Source organism: Pyxidicoccus xibeiensis, from assembly GCF_024198175.1.
Classification (GTDB): domain Bacteria; phylum Myxococcota; class Myxococcia; order Myxococcales; family Myxococcaceae; genus Myxococcus; species Myxococcus xibeiensis.
Map to the genome: position 1 here is coordinate 448187 of NZ_JAJVKV010000007.1, position 14607 is coordinate 462793.

Below are 14607 nucleotides of genomic sequence, written 5' to 3' on the forward strand. Positions count from 1 at the left end.
CGGTGGCGGGGCTGACAGACGTCGGGGGTGGGCGTCAGAATGCGGGGATGAGCTACTCCGAGCGCCAACGATTGCTGGAGGCCTACCGGTCGACGCGGTACGTCGTCCGCCCCCATCCGACGACCGGGAGCCTGGAGCAGGTGCTGCGAGTGGGCGCGCTGCACCCGGCGCTGGACACGGCGCTGGCGGCGCGGGGGCACCGGGAGTGGGCCTTCCTGACTGCGTGGAACCCCGGCTCCCTGCAGCGCGGTGAGGAGGAGAACCGCCGCGCGCAGGAGCGCCTGGTCTCGCAGCTCGTCGCCGGCGGCTGGGTGGTGGCGTCTGCGATTGGAGAGGCCGAGGACGGGAGCTGGTCCGAGCAGAGCCTCTTCGTCCCGGGCCTGCCCCGCGCGGAGGCCGAGCGCTTCGGCCGCGCCTACGGGCAGGTGGCGGTGCTGGTGGGTCGCGCCGGAACCCCGGCGGAGCTGCTGCTCTGCGAGGACGTACGGCCGTAGCCCTCCCCGCCAACGTATCTCGGGCCGAAGTGGCCCCGGCCTGCCCCGAGGCCACCTCCGCCCCCCGCCCTCAGCGCGAGCGAAGCGCCTGGAACGCGGCGCACTGAGGAACGTTTGCGCCCATGGACGGCGTCAGCGCCCGCTCGTACGCCCCCAGGTCTACACCCGCGCCCTGGGGCCTCGCGACCCCCTCGATGTCGATGACGGGCGCCAGGCTGGCGCTCCCCACGTCGATGGCGGGTGAGCCGGGCTTGAGGCGCAAGTCATACGTGATGGGATTCACGTAGACGGCGGCCGGGTCCGTCACCAGGAGGTTGTGGTCCACCGTCACGCCCACGTCGGCGTTGGCATAGTTGGGCGCCAGGTTGTTGCGCACCACGCAGGCCTCGGGCGGGGTGCCGTTCTTGTGCTCCGCCACGCGAATCCACGGCGGGCCGGGCGGGCCCAGGGCGTCATGCGGCTCCAGCACCGTGTTGTTCACCACGCGCACGTTGCGAGCGCCCATGAAGGTGATGGCGTGGTGGTGGTCCGTGATGATGACGTTGTTCTCGACGACCCAGTCCACGAAGGTGCCGTCGAAGTTGCCGATGCCCTGGAGCGCGCAGCGGTACGGCTGGGCCCGGTCCTCGTAGTTGCGGATGTAGTTGCCCCGCAGGACGACGTTGCGCTGCTCGCCCTTCCCCACGCCCCCGGGCCCGACGGTCCATGACTGGAACCCGTCCAGATGGTCGTCATTCACCTGGTAGCAGTTCTTCACCGTGTTGTATTGGAACACGGAGTTGTCACCCAGGCCGCGCAGCCCGTCTCCCATGAAGTTCTCCACGGTGTTGCACTCCACCAGCACGTCGTGGGCGCCCACCTTGATGCCGTAGTGGACGTTCTTCACGTGGTTGCCACGGATGACGATGTCCCAGCCGTCCGCGATGATTCCGTCGCCCATCTTCGCCACCCAGTCCGCCGCCGTGAAGCCAGACACGTCGGCCACGGCCTTGATGACGTTCCCCTCCAGGGTGATGTGGTGCACGGGCCCCCGGTAGCTGTGCCACTCGACGTGCACCAGGGGCCACTTGTCGTAGACGGGCAGGTACTCCGTGCTGATGTCCAACCCCCGGAAGACCCAGTGCGAGCTGGAGCGCACCAGCAGGCGCCCCAGCCGGGGCTGGTGCCCGGACTGGGCGGCCACCGTGATGTAGCCGGTGTTGTAGAAGCTCGTGACCTCCACCTCGCCGTGGTAGCCACTGCGCAGCCACAGGGTGTCTCCCGCCTTCACCGGCGCCCCCGGGTTGCGTGGCACCAGCGGTCTTCCTTCCGCGTAGGGCAGCCACTCCCAGCTCTGGCTCTCCACCAGCCCGGCGTTGAGCACCTCCCGCAGCGTCCGCCAGGGGCGCGCCGCGGTGCCGTCTCCGTCGGGACTGCCATTCACGGGGTCCACGTAGAAGTCCGCTGCCCGCGCGCCCGGGGCCGCGAGCAGCAGCCCCATCACGAGCAGCCCGCGCACCCATGCGTGAATCTCCATTGCTCCCGTAAGCCCGCCACGACTGCATCCGCGCTTCATGAATGTCCTCCCAGGAAGGCCATCGCCTCCTCTCAAGGGAGACCTCCACGCGCGAGCCGTCCCAGGAGAATTTCGCGGCGTGCTCAGCTCACATCCGGACCTTCTCCGCCAGGAAGTCCAGGAACGCGCGCACGCGGGAGGGCAGCTGTCCGCCCGCCCCCATGAAGACCGCATGCACGGCGTCCTTGTCGCCGGGGTTGTAGTCCTCCAGCAGCGGCACCAGCCGGCCCGCGGCGAGGTCGTCCTTCACCTGGAACCTCGCGAGCCGTCCCAGGCCCAGGCCCGCGAGCACGAGCTGCCGCAGCGCCTCGCCATTGCTCACCTGGGCGTTGCCGTGTGCAGCCACCATCAGCGCCACGCCCCGGTCCACGAACGGCCAGCCATCCACCGCGCGCGCGAAGCCGAAGCCGATGCGGTTGTGCCCTTCCAGCTCCCGGGGCGTCTTCGGCGTCCCGTGGCGCTTCAGGTAGGCGGGTGAGCCGACGACGACCATGCCCGGCTCGCCGAGCTTGCGCGCGACCAGGTCCGAACTCTTCAGCGGCCCGTGGCGGATGGCCACGTCGGTGCGCGCCTCCAGCAGGTCTACGACGGTGTCGGTGAGGACGAGGTCCAGGCACACGGCGGGATGGAGCGCCAGGAACTCGGGGACGAGCGGCAGCAGGAAGTGCGTCCCGAAGGGCACGCTGGCACTCACCCGCAGCCGGCCCTGGGGCTCGGCGCTGGTGGCGGCGCCACGCTCCGCCTCGTCCAGCTCCGCGAGGACGCGGACGCTGCGCTCGTAGAAGGTGACGCCCTCGGGTGTGAGCTGGAGGGCCCGCGTGGAGCGGTTGATGAGCCGCGCGCCCAGCCGGGCCTCCAGGCGGGCGACGAGCTTGCTCACCGCGGACGGCGTCATCCGGTACGCGCGCGCCGCGGCCGAGAAGCCACCGAGCTCGACGACGCGGACGAACACCTCCATCTCTCCCGAGCGGTTGACGTCCAGACGCGCCATCGTGACTTCACCTCACAGGTGCTGTGCCGCCGGCCGTGTGGTCCCCGAGCGACGCGCCGCCCATTATCAGGTGCATCCGAGGTTGTCGCCGCGTGCTGCCCGACGGCAGCGGCGACCCGGCATCCCCGAGCAGACCTCGGCCCGTCATGCCCGCGAGGACGCGGGCCCTTCCCTTCCCCGGGAGCAGGACATGAGAATGAAGAACAAGGTCGCGCTGGTCGTCGGCGCGCACGGAGTCATCGGCCGCAACCTCATCGACCACCTCGCGACGCTCGACGACTGGGAGGTCATCGGCCTGTCTCGCCGGGGAGGCGCCTCGTCGGGCCGCGTCCGGTATCTCGAGGTGGACCTGCTGGACCGGGACGACACCCGGAAGAAGCTGGCGGGCCTCACCCAGGTGACGCACATCTTCTACGCCGCGTACCAGGACCGGCCCACGTGGGCGGAGCTGGTGCCGCCCAACCTGGCCATGCTCGTCAACGTCGTGGACGCGGTGGAGCCGGTGGCGCCCGGCCTGCGGCACATCAGCCTGATGCAGGGCTACAAGGTCTACGGCGCGCACCTGGGCCCGTTCAAGACGCCGGCCCGGGAGACGGACGCGAACCACATGCCTCCCGAGTTCAACGTGGACCAGCAGGCCTTCCTGGAGGCGCGGCAGCGGGGCAAGGCGTGGAGCTGGTCGGCGCTGCGCCCCTCGGTGGTGTGCGGCTTCGCGCTCGGCAACCCGATGAACCTGGCCATGGTCATCGCCGTCCATGCGGCCATGTCGAAGGAGCTGGGGCTGCCGCTGCGCTTCCCGGGCAGGCCGGGCGCGTACGACGCCCTGCTGGAGATGACGGACGCGGGGCTGCTGGCGAAGGCCACCGTCTGGGCCGCGACCGACGAGCGCTGCGCCAACCAGGCGTTCAACATCAACAACGGCGACCTGTTCCGGTGGAGCGAGCTGTGGCCGAAAATCGCCCGCTTCTTCGAGCTGGAGGTGGCGCCCCCGCTGCCCATGTCGCTCGGCGTCGTCATGGCGGACAAGGAGCCGCTGTGGAACGCCATGGTGGAGAAGCACGGGCTGGCGCGGCACGCCTACAAGGACGTGTCGTCCTGGCGCTTCGGCGACTTCGTCTTCGCGTGGGACTACGACGTGTTCGCCGACGGCACCAAGGCGCGCCGGTCCGGCTTCCATGAGTTCGTGGAGACGGAGGCAATGTTCCTGCGAATCTTCCAGGACCTCCGCCGCCGGAAGGTCATTCCCTGACGGGGACCTGGGGGCTACTTTCGCGGGAGAGGGACCGCACCGATGGCCACCCAGTTCCCGCAGCTCGAGCCCATCCACCGCGACTTCATCCTGCGCCAGCGGATGTTCTTCACCGCCTCCGCCGCCAGCACCGGGCGGGTGAACGTCTCGCCGAAGGGGCTCGACTCGCTTCGCGTGCTCGGCCCCAGCGAGGTCGTCTACCTGGACCTCACCGGCAGTGGGAATGAGACGGCCGCGCACCTGCGCGCCGACGGACGCCTCACCCTCATGTTCTGCGCCTTCGAGGGGCCGCCCATGATTCTGCGCCTCTTCGGACGGGGCCAGGTGCTGCGCCGGGGCAGCCCCGAGTACACCCGGCTGCTGGCCTCCGAGTTCGGCGGCGTGGAGCCGCTGGGGGCGCGACAGATGGTGAAGCTCGACATCGACCTCGTGCAGAAGTCCTGTGGCTACAGCGTGCCCCTCTACGAGTACACCGAGGACAGGCCCACGCTCACGCGCTGGGCGGAGAACAAGGGCGAGGAGGGGCTGGAGGAGTACCGGCGCAAGAAGAACGCGCACAGCATCGACGGCCTGCCCACGGGCCTCTTCGACGAGGGTGAGACGTAGAAGCTACGCCCGTGGGTTGAGGCGGAGCACGTCGCGAGGGCTGACGGGACTCCGCAGCCAACGAACGAGGGGAATGGCCCCCGCGACGCTGAGCATGGCCCCCCAGCCCCATGACGCATGGATGTCGACGTAGGTCGAAGGCCCGCTGCCCACTACGCAACCGGGCTTCAAGGAATCGGCGGCGACCATCCCCGCAAGCACGAGCGAGAGCGGAAGCATCACGAGGCCCGCCTGTAGCAACCACCCGGAGAAGTCCAGGAAGCGTCGGAGGCGCCCCGCCGGCTGGTCAGGCGCCGACAGCAGGACGTCGCGGGCGTTACGCGGACTCCGGTGCAGCCAATGCCACAGGGCGGGGCCGACGAGCACCGCGAGGAAGAGCATCTCCGGGAGCACACTGGAATGACCCGGCTCGATGAGCTCGAACTCCATGGGCGCATCCTCCACGCATGTGCGGTGGCACGTCCGAGGAGCGTAGCACGCGCCAGGTCAGGGAATGGGCCCCCGGCCCTGCCCCGCTGCGGGCACGCCCTCGCTCCCGCCCTGCGCCGAGCCCGGGGGGAGCTCGCCCGGAATGATTTCAATCTCCCGGGCCTGCGTCACCCGGCGGGCCAGCTCGTCGAACTCCAGCTCCAGGAAGCGTCCGGGCTGCTCCGCCAGCGCGAAGCGGATGCGCCAGTAGTTCGGGCGCAGCTCCACGGCCTCGCTGGCCTCGGCCACCAGCAGGCTGTTGTTCTGGGCGTATTCCTGCCCCGCCTGGATGACGTCCCGCTGCCCGAGCTCCTGCTGGACGGAGTACGCCGATGGAGGCTCGGGCCGCCTGCCCGTGGGGCCCGCGCACGCGGCGCCCGCGAGGACGACACCTGACAGGAAGACGTGGAAGACGGCGCAATAGGGAGACGGGGGCATACTCCGAGTTTGAGCACGGAGCATGCCAGTCGCAGGCGAGGGAGCCTCCACGGCGGGCGCGAAGAAAGTGCGCCTGCCTGGGCTACCGGCGCAGAGCCTGCGCCCAGACGCCTCGGGAATGGCTGAAGGATGGGCACGACTGCCGCGCCCCGGAGGTGCCCGGGGGGATGAGACCGGGCGGAAGGCACTTCCCTGCCTGGAGCCCACCCGGGCGGACCGGCCCCCGCGCCACCGGAGCGGGCGGGGGCAGCGTGAGGACTACTTCCCGGCGGCCGGGGTCATGATGCGCTGCTTCTCCACCACCTCGTCGATGAGGCCGTACTGCCGGGCATCCTCGGCGCTCATGAAGTAGTCGCGCTCGGTGTCCTTCTCGATGCGCTCGATGGTGTGGCCCGTGTGCTTCACGATGAGGCCGTTGATGTAGGCGCGCAGGCGGAGGATTTCCTTGGCCTGGATGTCGATGTCCGTGGCCTGGCCCTGCGCGCCGCCCAGCGGCTGGTGAATCATGATGCGGCTGTTGGGGAGCGCGTACCGCTTGCCCTTCGCCCCGGCCAGCAGCAGCAGCGCGCCCATGGAGGCCGCCTGCCCGACGCAGATGGTCGACACCGGACACTTCACGTACTGCATGGTGTCGTAGATGGCGAGCCCGGCCGTCACCGAGCCACCCGGCGAGTTGATGTAGAGGTTGATGCCCTTGTCGGGGTCCTCGGACTCCAGGAACAGGAGCTGGGCCACGATGATGTTCGCCACGTCGTCGTTGACGGGCGTACCCAGCATGATGATGCGGTCCTTGAGGAGCCGGCTGTAGAGGTCGTACGCCCGCTCGCCGCGGTGCGTGGTCTCAATGACGAAGGGGACGTTCATGGCCCCAGTACCCTAATCTCCCTCCCGCCTCCGCGCCCGCTCGTTCTTCCCGGAGCGTACGCTGCGCTACGGTTCCCTCCCCCGGCGCCCTCCTGGACGCCCTCCGGAGGGGCATCCGCCAGGGTGTAGGCCCTGGCGTACCCGTGCCCTGGAGCCCTGGCGGGCGTCAGTCCTTCTGGCCCGTCATGGCCTCTGGACGGACCCACTGGTCGAACTGCTCGGCGGTGAGCAGCCCCAGCTCGACGGCGACCTCCTTGAGCGTCTTGCCCTGCTTGTGGGCCGTCTTGGCGATCTTCGCGGCGTTGTCGTAGCCGATGTGCGGGTTGAGGGCGGTGACGAGCATCAGGCTGCGCTCCAGGTTCTCCTTGATGCGCGGCATGTTGGGTTCGATTCCCACGGCGCAGTGGAGGCGGAAGCTGCGCATCCCGTCCGCGAGCAGCCGGCAGCTCTGCAGGACGTTGTGGATGATGAGGGGCTTGAAGACGTTGAGCTCGAAGTTGCCGGACGCGCCGCCCACGGAGATGGCCACGTCGTTGCCCATCACCTGGGCGCAGAGCATGGTCATCGCCTCGCTCTGGGTGGGGTTCACCTTGCCCGGCATGATGGAGCTGCCCGGCTCGTTCTCCGGAATGGTGATTTCGCCCAGGCCGGAGCGCGGCCCGGAGGACAGCCAGCGGATGTCGTTGGCCACCTTGAAGAGCGCGGCCGCCAGTCCCTTGAGGCCGCCGTGGGCGTGGACGAGGGCGTCATTGGCGGCGAGCGCCTCGAACTTGTTGGGCGCGGTGACGAAGGGGTGGCCGGTGAGGCGGGCAATCTCCTGCGCGACGCGCGCGGCATAGCCCCGGGGCGCGTTGAGCCCGGTGCCCACGGCGGTGCCGCCCAGGGCCAGCTCGCACAGGTGCGGCAGGCTCAGCTCCAGGTGGGCCAGGGCGTGGTCCAACTGGGCCACGTAGCCGCTGACCTCCTGCCCCAGCGTCAGCGGGGTGGCGTCCTGGAGGTGGGTGCGGCCAATCTTCACCACGTCCTTGAAGGCGCGGGACTTGTCTGCGAGCACGTCGCGCAGGGCCTTCAGCTCGGGGATGACCTGCTCGCCGAGGGCGGTGACGGCGGCCACGCTCATCGCGGTGGGGAAGACGTCGTTGGAGCTCTGCCCCTTGTTGACGTCGTCGTTGGGGTGGACCTTGCGGGCCTCGCCGCGCTCACCGCCGAGCAGCTCCGAGGCGCGGTTGGCCAGCACCTCGTTGACGTTCATGTTCGTCTGGGTGCCGCTGCCCGTCTGCCAGATGCTCAGGGGGAAATCGCCGTCGTGCTTGCCGGCGAGGACCTCGTCGGCGGCCCGGACGATGGCGTCGCCCTTGTCCTTCGCCAGGGTGCCGTTCTCCTGGTTGACGAGCGCGGCGGCCTTCTTCACCAGGGTGAGCGCGCGGATGAGGGCGGGCGGCATGCGCTCGGTGGAGATGGCGAAGTTCTGGAGGCTGCGCTGCGTCTGCGCGCCCCAGAGGCGCTCGGCGGGCACCTCGATGGGGCCGAAGGTGTCCTTCTCGATGCGAACGTTCTTCGTGCTCACGCGCGGACTCCTGGGGAAATGAAGGTGGTGCGCAGCGAATAACAGGCGGGCCTCGCGGCCACGAGTCCGCCGTGATTACCGTTGGCCCGTGAGCACTCCCACCGCAACCGGTACCGGCACCATCCGCGCCCTCCTGCTCGCCCAGGCAAGGGGCACGCCCATGCGCCGTGTCGCGGAGGCAACGGCGGTGGAGCAGCAGGGGCTCGCGGAGGACCGGCACAGCTTGCGAGCCCGGGGCCACAAGCGGCAGGTGCTGCTGCTGGACGAGGCCTCGCGCGCGGCGCTGGACGTGCCGGTGGGGGCGCTGAAGGAGAACGTGCTGGTGGAGGGGCTGCCGCTGGACGCCCTGCCCCCGGGCCAGCGGCTGGCGCTGGGTGACGAGGTGGTGGTGGAGCTGACCGAGCCGTGCGTGCCGTGCTGGAAGCTGGATGCACTGCGGCCGGGCCTCTTGAAGGAGAGCTGGGGCCGGCGCGGGCAGCTCGCCCGGGTACTGAGGGGCGGCACCGTGCGGGAGGGAGACGGCGTGCGCCTCCTGGACGTCAACCCGGAGGCGCCGCGCATCATCCGTCCGAAGCTGCCCTGAACCTCAGCCGTGGACGCCGCGGCTGTCGCCGGGCGCCTCAGCGCGCTCGGATAGGCCATAGTCCCGGAGCACGCTGGCGACGCGGAGCCGGTAGTCCTCGAAGACGGAGGCCCGCCCCCTCGCCTGGGCGGCGCGGTGTTCCTCCAACTGGCGCCAGGCCTGCACGGCCTGCTCGTCCCGCCAGAACGACAGCGACAGGAGCTTCCCCGGCTGGGACAGGCTCTGGAAGCGCTCGATGGAGAGGAACCCGTCCACCTTCTCCAGCAGCGGACGGAGCTTCGCCGCCGTGTCCAGGTACTCGCGCTGACCTTCCTCCCGGACCTGCACCTCGAAGATGACGGCAATCATGGCTGGAGCTCGCTCTCGCTGAAGAGGGGGATGCGGCCGTTCACGGACGGCAGGTAGGTGAAGTCGCGGACCTCCAGGCCCGCCGCGAGCAGCGCCTCCAGGGCGCCACGGGCGATGACCTTCGCCAGTGCCTGCCCCGGACAGGCGTGCGCGCCGACGCCGAAGGAGAAGACGCGCCGCGCCTGCCGGTGGAGGTCGAACCGCTCGGGGTCGGCGTTGGCCTCCGGGTCCCGGTTGGCGGCGGCCAGGACGACGAGGACGACGTCCCCGGCCCGCAGCGCCTGTCCTTCGATGACTGCGTCCGCCGCGAGGAAGCGACGGGTGTTCTGCACCGGCGAGTCGAACCGGAGCACCTCGTCGAGGAACGCGGGCAGGAGCGTCTCGGCGCTGGTCGCTCCGAGCAGAGACGACTGCCTCGACAACGCCACCACCGCATTGCCGAGCAGACCCGCCGTCGCGTCGTACGTCTGGGACAGGAACCCGACGACGTTGGCGAGCACCGCCTCCAGCCCCGCCGGCCCGAAGCGCTCCACCTGCCCCGCCAGCCGCGCCAGCGGGCCATCCAGCGCCGTGCGGAACACCGCCAGCAGCCGCGCCGCGGCGCTCCCCGCCCGCTCCACCTGCCCGGGACTGGCGCCAGGCGCGATGCCCCGGACGAAGTCCTCCGTCCACCGGGCGACATGCGGAAGCGAGTCATCCGGCAGCCCGAGCAGGCCCCCCACCACCGACACCGGCAGCTGGAACGTCCATTCCCGAAGCCGCCCGGAGCCGGCGAGCAGGCGTGCCCGCCGCCGCGTCTCGTCCAGGACCCGACGCTCGTCGAAGGCGTCCAGGAACGCGGAGACCGCCCCCTTCATGGGGCAGTGCCCCTCCCCGTCATTCATCCGGACGAGGTGCCGGAAGACGTCCGCGGCGGACGAGCCGAGCAGCGCTCGGGGCACCGGCTCCGACGAAGGTCGTACGCGGCACGCGGGCTCCATCAGCACCGCCGTCACCGCCCGGGCGCTCGAGGCCACCCACAGCCCCAGCGCGGCGTCCTTGTAGAAGGGCCGGCGCGCCACCAGCTCCGCGTAATAGGGGTACGGGTCCGGGTGGGTCGCCGCGGCGACCGCGTCTCTCGGCTGCGACATCCAGGGGCTCCTCCATCCGCGCGCCTGTGAGCGCTGGGAATGGAGGGCCTTCTACGGGCCCGCGGGGGGCGGATGTTTCGGCCCGCGCCGAAGCATCCACCCCGCCCGCCAGTCCGCATTTACAACTTCACCGCCCGCTCAGACGCGCCGCTCGACCTGGGGCTCGTCCGAGTTGCCGATGCTGGAGAGCCAGTCCACGGTCCGCTGCAGCGGGGCCTTGCCGTGGACGGAGGGCGGCGTGAAGGCCCACAGCAGCAGGTACACCAGCAGCGCCGTCCCGCCGGACACCGCCAGCGCCACCACGAAGCCCACGCGCACCAGCGCCGCGTCCACGTTGAGCTGCTGGGCCAGCGCCGCGCACACCCCGAAGAGCGTCCGCCCCTCGACGCCGCGGTGGAACGGCTCCGCGCGGGAGCCGCAGTGCGGGCACCTCGTGGCCTCCACCCTCATCTCCTCCGTGCAGGCCGTGCAGCGCTTCATGGCGTCCATTGCGTGTCTCTCCTCTGTGCGGCCCCCTTGGCGTTGGCGGCCCGCATTCCTACCTACGAAGGCTGTTGCCGCCGATTGCATCCCGCCAGGCCGCCCATCCCGCCCGCCCCTCGCCCCCGTTTGTTGATTTACAGATTTAATGCGATGGTTGTTGACAGGATTACAGGCAAGCAGGCAGAACTTCACCAACACTTCCCTTCTCCCCTCGGAAGATCCATTTTCCGAACCGTCACAGCGGATTTACAACGCAGCAGGCCAAGGAGACCGGATGAGCGAGGCAGTCCCTTCGATGAAGTCCCCGACCTTTGGCCATGGGGTGGTGGTGAAGGGGGCCTGGCACCCCGACTACGCCGAGGTGCTCACGCCGGAAGCCATGGAATTCGTGGCGAAGCTGGCCCGCACCTTCGGGGAGCGCCGGCTGGCGCTGCTGGAGCGCCGCAAGGCGGTGCAGGAGTCCTGGCGCAAGGGTGAGCGGCCCCACTTCCTGGCGGAGACGCGCTCCATCCGGGAGGGCAGCTGGACGGTGGCGCCCCTGCCCGCGGACCTCCAGGACCGCCGCGTGGAAATCACCGGCCCGGTGGACCGGAAGATGATCATCAACGCCCTCAACTCCGGGGCGAACGTCTTCATGGCGGACTTCGAGGACGCCAACAGCCCTACCTGGGACAACGTGGTGCGCGGGCAGCTCAACCTGCGCGACGCCGTCCGGAAGAGCATCTCCTTCACCGCCGAGGGCGGCAAGCACTACGCCCTGAACCCGAAGACGGCCGTCCTCTTCGTGCGTCCCCGCGGCTGGCACCTGCCCGAGCGCCACGTGGAAATCGACGGCAAGCCCATCTCCGGCTCGCTGTTCGACTTCGGCCTCTTCTTCTTCCACAACGCCCGCGAGCAGCTGGCGCGCGGCACCGGCCCGTACTTCTACCTGCCGAAGATGCAGAGCCACCTGGAGGCCCGGCTGTGGAACGACGTGTTCCACCTGGCCCAGTCGGAGCTCGACATCCCCCGGGGCACCATCAAGGCCACCGTCCTCATCGAGACGCTGCCCGCCGCGTTCGAGATGGACGAAATCCTCTACGAGCTGCGCGAGCACTCGGCCGGCCTCAACTGCGGCCGCTGGGACTACATCTTCAGCTTCATCAAGACGCTCCAGTCGGACACCAGCGTCGTGCTGCCCGACCGCGGCCAGGTGACGATGGACAAGGCGTTCCTCAACGCCTACTCGCAGCTGCTCATCCAGACGTGCCACCGCCGCAACGTGCACGCCATGGGCGGCATGGCCGCCTTCATCCCCATCAAGGGTGACGCGGCCGCCAACGAGGCCGTGCTGGACAAGGTCCGCGTGGACAAGCTGCGCGAGGTGAAGAACGGCCACGACGGCACCTGGGTGGCCCACCCGGGCCTCGTCCCCGTGGCCCGCGCCATCTTCGACGAGCACATGAAGGGCCCCAACCAGCTCTCCAACAAGCGCGAGGACGTGCGCATCGGCGAGGCGGAGCTGCTCAAGGTGCCCTCCGGCACCCGCACCGAGGAGGGCCTGCGCCACAACCTGCGCGTGGGCATCCAGTACACCGCCGCCTGGCTGGGCGGCCTGGGCTGCGTGCCGCTCTACAACCTGATGGAGGACGCGGCCACCGCGGAGATCTCCCGCGCGCAGGTGTGGCAGTGGCTGCACCACGGCGCCTCGCTGGACGACGGCCGCAAGGTGACGGCGGAGCTGTTCCGCACGCTGCTGGCCGAGGAGATGGCCCACCTCGAGAAGGAGGGCGCCAAGGAGCGCTACGGCGCCGCCCACCTGGAGCGCGCCCGCGCCCTCTTCGAGCGGCTGTCCACCGCGTCCACCTTCGAGGACTTCCTCACCCTGCCCGCCTACGAAGCACTCGACTCGACGAGCTGACCCGGCAGCACCCACCTTCAACGACTCTCTGTAGCGAGGAGCCATCGATGTACGACGCCACGACGACGACGACCGAAGCCTCCCCTCACGCCAAGCTCCACGCTCAGCGCTTCGAGGGAATCACCCGCACCTACTCCCAGAAGGACGTGGAGAAGCTGCGCGGCTCCGTCACCATCAGCTACACGCTGGCGGAGATGGGCGCGAAGAAGCTCTGGGAGCTGCTCCACACCGAGGAGTACATCAACGCGCTCGGCTCGCTCACCGGCAACCAGGCCGTGCAGATGGTGCGCGCGGGGCTGAAGGCCATCTATCTGTCCGGCTGGCAGGTGGCGGCGGACGCCAACTCGGCCGGGCAGATGTACCCGGACCAGAGCCTCTACCCGGTGGACAGCGTCCCGGCGGTGGTGAAGAAGATCAACAACTCCCTGCGCCGCGCGGACCAGATTGACCACGCGGAGGGCCGCAAGGACCGCTACTGGTTCGCGCCCATCATCGCGGACGCGGAGGCCGGCTTCGGAGGCCCGCTCAACGCCTTCGAGCTGATGAAGAGCATGATTGAGGCGGGCGCCGCCGGCGTGCACTTCGAGGACCAGCTGGCCAGCGAGAAGAAGTGTGGCCACATGGGCGGCAAGGTGCTGGTGCCGACCAGCCACTTCATCCGCACCCTGACGGCGGCGCGCCTGGCGGCGGACGTCATGGGCGTGCCCACGCTGGTGGTGGCCCGCACGGACGCGGACAGCGCCAAGCTGCTGATGAGCGACGCGGACGAGTACGACCACGCCTTCATCGACAAGAAGGCCGGCCGCACCGCCGAGGGCTTCTACCGCCTCAACGGCGGCCTGGACTGCGCCATTGCGCGCGGCCTGGCGTACGCCCCGTACGCGGACCTGGTGTGGTGCGAGACGAGCACCCCGGACCTGGCCCAGGCGAAGAAGTTCGCCGAGAGCATCCGCGCGAAGTACCCGAACAAGCTCTTGGCCTACAACTGCTCGCCGTCCTTCAACTGGAAGAAGAACCTGGACGACGCCACCATCGCCAAGTTCCAGCGCGAGCTGGGCGCCATGGGCTACAAGTTCCAGTTCGTCACCCTGGCCGGCTTCCACGCGCTGAACTTCGCGATGTACGAGCTGGCGCGGAAGTACAAGGACCGCGGCATGGCGGCCTACAGCGAGCTGCAGCAGGCCGAGTTCGCGGCGGAGAAGGACGGCTACACCGCCACGCGCCACCAGCGCGAGGTGGGCACCGGCTACTTCGACCAGGTCGCCGAGGTCATCTCCGGCGGCAACGCCAGCACGCTCGCCCTGCACGAGTCCACCGAGGCCCACCAGTTCTAGGCCCGGCTGTCGCGCAAGGGCTTCCGGAGGCCGTGGAGTTACGGGGAGCACGCCCGTAAGTCCGCGGCCTTCGGGCGTTTTCGGGGGGACGCAACTTCCGGCCGGGCCGGGCGATAATGAGATTAGAGGCCCGACACGCACGAGGTGTGCGTCCGTTGCGGGCAGCGATGGAGCCGCCATGAACCGCATCAACTCGCTCAACGGTCCCCGCGTCCAGCCGCCCACCACGCAGGCCACCCAGGGCCCCGGGAGCACCGGCTTCGGCGCGCGCCTCAACGGCGGCCTCTCCGCGGCGACTCCCGGTCCGGGAGACCCGCTGATGGCGTCCGGCGGCGCGGTGGTGGCCTCGGCGCTGGCCTCCGTGGGCAGCGCGCCGCACACCGGCCTGATGAACACCTACCTGGGGGCCATCGGCCGCGGCCCCATCGCCCAGGATGGCTCCAAGGCGGGGATGCCGCAGACGCCTGCGGAGCCGGGCTCGGAGCAGGCGAAGCAGGAGCAGGTGCTCCACGACCTCGCCACGCTCTCCGCCGCCACGCTGGGCAACGCCATCATCCACATGGGCAACAAGAACCGCCTCAGCCTCGACACCTGAGC

General features: G+C 69.9%; 16 protein-coding genes. 7 read left to right on the plus strand and 9 right to left on the minus strand.

All coding sequences use genetic code 11. The features are described 5' to 3' along the window. Window positions 1-47: 47 nt before the first annotated feature. The gene (locus LXT23_RS31095) at window positions 48-494 is read left to right on the plus strand and encodes a DUF3293 domain-containing protein (RefSeq protein WP_253983973.1); all 447 of its coding nucleotides are present in this window, start codon (window positions 48-50) and stop codon (window positions 492-494) included. Window positions 495-564: 70 nt separating this feature from the next. Here the strand turns inward: LXT23_RS31095 and LXT23_RS31100 are convergent, their stop codons facing one another. Both LXT23_RS31100 and LXT23_RS31105 read right to left on the minus strand, forming a co-directional pair. After that, entirely contained in the window at window positions 565-2010 is a 1446-nt protein-coding gene (locus tag LXT23_RS31100; protein WP_253983974.1) for a right-handed parallel beta-helix repeat-containing protein, read from the minus strand. A 127-nt stretch (window positions 2011-2137) separates the two neighbouring features. Beyond that, the gene (locus LXT23_RS31105; RefSeq protein ID WP_253983975.1) at window positions 2138-3040 is read right to left on the minus strand and encodes a LysR family transcriptional regulator; all 903 of its coding nucleotides are present in this window, start codon (window positions 3038-3040) and stop codon (window positions 2138-2140) included. Between the two features lie 190 nt (window positions 3041-3230). Between LXT23_RS31105 and LXT23_RS31110 the strand changes: the two genes are divergently transcribed. After that, window positions 3231-4289 carry an SDR family oxidoreductase gene (locus tag LXT23_RS31110; protein WP_253983976.1) on the plus strand — a complete coding sequence of 353 codons (1059 nt, stop codon included), beginning with the start codon at window positions 3231-3233 and terminating at the stop codon, window positions 4287-4289. Between the two features lie 42 nt (window positions 4290-4331). After that, window positions 4332-4895: a pyridoxamine 5'-phosphate oxidase family protein gene (locus LXT23_RS31115; RefSeq protein ID WP_253983977.1), complete on the plus strand. Its 564-nt coding sequence runs from the start codon at window positions 4332-4334 to the stop codon at window positions 4893-4895. Between the two features lie 3 nt (window positions 4896-4898). On the opposite strand, the gene LXT23_RS31120 is transcribed toward LXT23_RS31115, so the two are convergent. The 4 genes from LXT23_RS31120 to fumC all read right to left on the minus strand — a co-directional run bounded on the left by LXT23_RS31120 (window position 4899) and on the right by fumC (window position 8232). Continuing rightward, window positions 4899-5324 carry a hypothetical protein gene (locus LXT23_RS31120; RefSeq protein ID WP_253983978.1) on the minus strand — a complete coding sequence of 142 codons (426 nt, stop codon included), beginning with the start codon at window positions 5322-5324 and terminating at the stop codon, window positions 4899-4901. Between the two features lie 57 nt (window positions 5325-5381). Beyond that, the gene (locus LXT23_RS31125) at window positions 5382-5801 is read right to left on the minus strand and encodes a hypothetical protein (protein ID WP_253983979.1); all 420 of its coding nucleotides are present in this window, start codon (window positions 5799-5801) and stop codon (window positions 5382-5384) included. Window positions 5802-6059: 258 nt separating this feature from the next. After that, complete coding sequence (clpP, locus tag LXT23_RS31130) at window positions 6060-6665, minus strand: ATP-dependent Clp endopeptidase proteolytic subunit ClpP (protein WP_253983980.1); 606 nt, start codon at window positions 6663-6665, stop codon at window positions 6060-6062. A 166-nt stretch (window positions 6666-6831) separates the two neighbouring features. Further along, complete coding sequence (fumC, locus tag LXT23_RS31135) at window positions 6832-8232, minus strand: class II fumarate hydratase (RefSeq protein ID WP_253983981.1); 1401 nt, start codon at window positions 8230-8232, stop codon at window positions 6832-6834. An 88-nt stretch (window positions 8233-8320) separates the two neighbouring features. Between fumC and LXT23_RS31140 the strand changes: the two genes are divergently transcribed. Then, complete coding sequence (locus tag LXT23_RS31140; RefSeq protein WP_253983982.1) at window positions 8321-8815, plus strand: MOSC domain-containing protein; 495 nt, start codon at window positions 8321-8323, stop codon at window positions 8813-8815. A gap of 3 nt (window positions 8816-8818) precedes the next feature. Here the strand turns inward: LXT23_RS31140 and LXT23_RS31145 are convergent, their stop codons facing one another. The 3 genes from LXT23_RS31145 to LXT23_RS31155 all read right to left on the minus strand — a co-directional run bounded on the left by LXT23_RS31145 (window position 8819) and on the right by LXT23_RS31155 (window position 10782). After that, window positions 8819-9163 carry an antibiotic biosynthesis monooxygenase family protein gene (locus LXT23_RS31145; RefSeq protein WP_253983983.1) on the minus strand — a complete coding sequence of 115 codons (345 nt, stop codon included), beginning with the start codon at window positions 9161-9163 and terminating at the stop codon, window positions 8819-8821. After that, window positions 9160-10293, minus strand: coding sequence for a cytochrome P450 (locus LXT23_RS31150; RefSeq protein WP_253983984.1), 1134 nt, complete (start codon window positions 10291-10293; stop codon window positions 9160-9162). The genes LXT23_RS31145 and LXT23_RS31150 overlap by 4 nt, the downstream gene beginning before the upstream one ends. A 138-nt stretch (window positions 10294-10431) precedes the next feature. After that, window positions 10432-10782 carry a PspC domain-containing protein gene (locus LXT23_RS31155; protein WP_253983985.1) on the minus strand — a complete coding sequence of 117 codons (351 nt, stop codon included), beginning with the start codon at window positions 10780-10782 and terminating at the stop codon, window positions 10432-10434. A gap of 268 nt (window positions 10783-11050) precedes the next feature. On the opposite strand from LXT23_RS31155, the gene aceB reads away from it, so the two are divergent. The 3 genes from aceB to LXT23_RS31170 all read left to right on the plus strand — a co-directional run bounded on the left by aceB (window position 11051) and on the right by LXT23_RS31170 (window position 14605). Further along, entirely contained in the window at window positions 11051-12676 is a 1626-nt protein-coding gene (aceB, locus tag LXT23_RS31160) for a malate synthase A (RefSeq protein ID WP_253983986.1), read from the plus strand. Window positions 12677-12723: 47 nt separating this feature from the next. Continuing rightward, on the plus strand, window positions 12724-14010 hold the full coding sequence (gene aceA, locus LXT23_RS31165) for an isocitrate lyase (protein ID WP_253983987.1): 1287 nt from the start codon (window positions 12724-12726) through the stop codon (window positions 14008-14010). Between the two features lie 178 nt (window positions 14011-14188). Then, on the plus strand, window positions 14189-14605 hold the full coding sequence (locus LXT23_RS31170; protein ID WP_253983988.1) for a hypothetical protein: 417 nt from the start codon (window positions 14189-14191) through the stop codon (window positions 14603-14605). Window positions 14606-14607: the final 2 nt, after the last annotated feature.

Excerpts from the sequence above, each read along its gene's own strand:
- LXT23_RS31110 (WP_253983976.1), top strand. The coding sequence starts at position 3,231 with ATGAGAATGAAGAACAAGGTCGCGCTGGTCGTCGGCGCGCACGGAGTC.
- LXT23_RS31125 (WP_253983979.1), bottom strand. The coding sequence starts at position 5,801 with ATGCCCCCGTCTCCCTATTGCGCCGTCTTCCACGTCTTCCTGTCAGGT.
- LXT23_RS31095 (WP_253983973.1), top strand. The coding sequence starts at position 48 with ATGAGCTACTCCGAGCGCCAACGATTGCTGGAGGCCTACCGGTCGACG.
- LXT23_RS31105 (WP_253983975.1), bottom strand. The coding sequence starts at position 3,040 with ATGGCGCGTCTGGACGTCAACCGCTCGGGAGAGATGGAGGTGTTCGTC.
- LXT23_RS31150 (WP_253983984.1), bottom strand. The coding sequence starts at position 10,293 with ATGTCGCAGCCGAGAGACGCGGTCGCCGCGGCGACCCACCCGGACCCG.
- LXT23_RS31170 (WP_253983988.1), top strand. The coding sequence starts at position 14,189 with ATGAACCGCATCAACTCGCTCAACGGTCCCCGCGTCCAGCCGCCCACC.
- aceA (WP_253983987.1), top strand. The coding sequence starts at position 12,724 with ATGTACGACGCCACGACGACGACGACCGAAGCCTCCCCTCACGCCAAG.
- clpP (WP_253983980.1), bottom strand. The coding sequence starts at position 6,665 with ATGAACGTCCCCTTCGTCATTGAGACCACGCACCGCGGCGAGCGGGCG.
- LXT23_RS31120 (WP_253983978.1), bottom strand. The coding sequence starts at position 5,324 with ATGGAGTTCGAGCTCATCGAGCCGGGTCATTCCAGTGTGCTCCCGGAG.
- LXT23_RS31145 (WP_253983983.1), bottom strand. The coding sequence starts at position 9,163 with ATGATTGCCGTCATCTTCGAGGTGCAGGTCCGGGAGGAAGGTCAGCGC.
- LXT23_RS31115 (WP_253983977.1), top strand. The coding sequence starts at position 4,332 with ATGGCCACCCAGTTCCCGCAGCTCGAGCCCATCCACCGCGACTTCATC.
- LXT23_RS31155 (WP_253983985.1), bottom strand. The coding sequence starts at position 10,782 with ATGGACGCCATGAAGCGCTGCACGGCCTGCACGGAGGAGATGAGGGTG.
- aceB (WP_253983986.1), top strand. The coding sequence starts at position 11,051 with ATGAGCGAGGCAGTCCCTTCGATGAAGTCCCCGACCTTTGGCCATGGG.
- LXT23_RS31100 (WP_253983974.1), bottom strand. The coding sequence starts at position 2,010 with ATGGAGATTCACGCATGGGTGCGCGGGCTGCTCGTGATGGGGCTGCTG.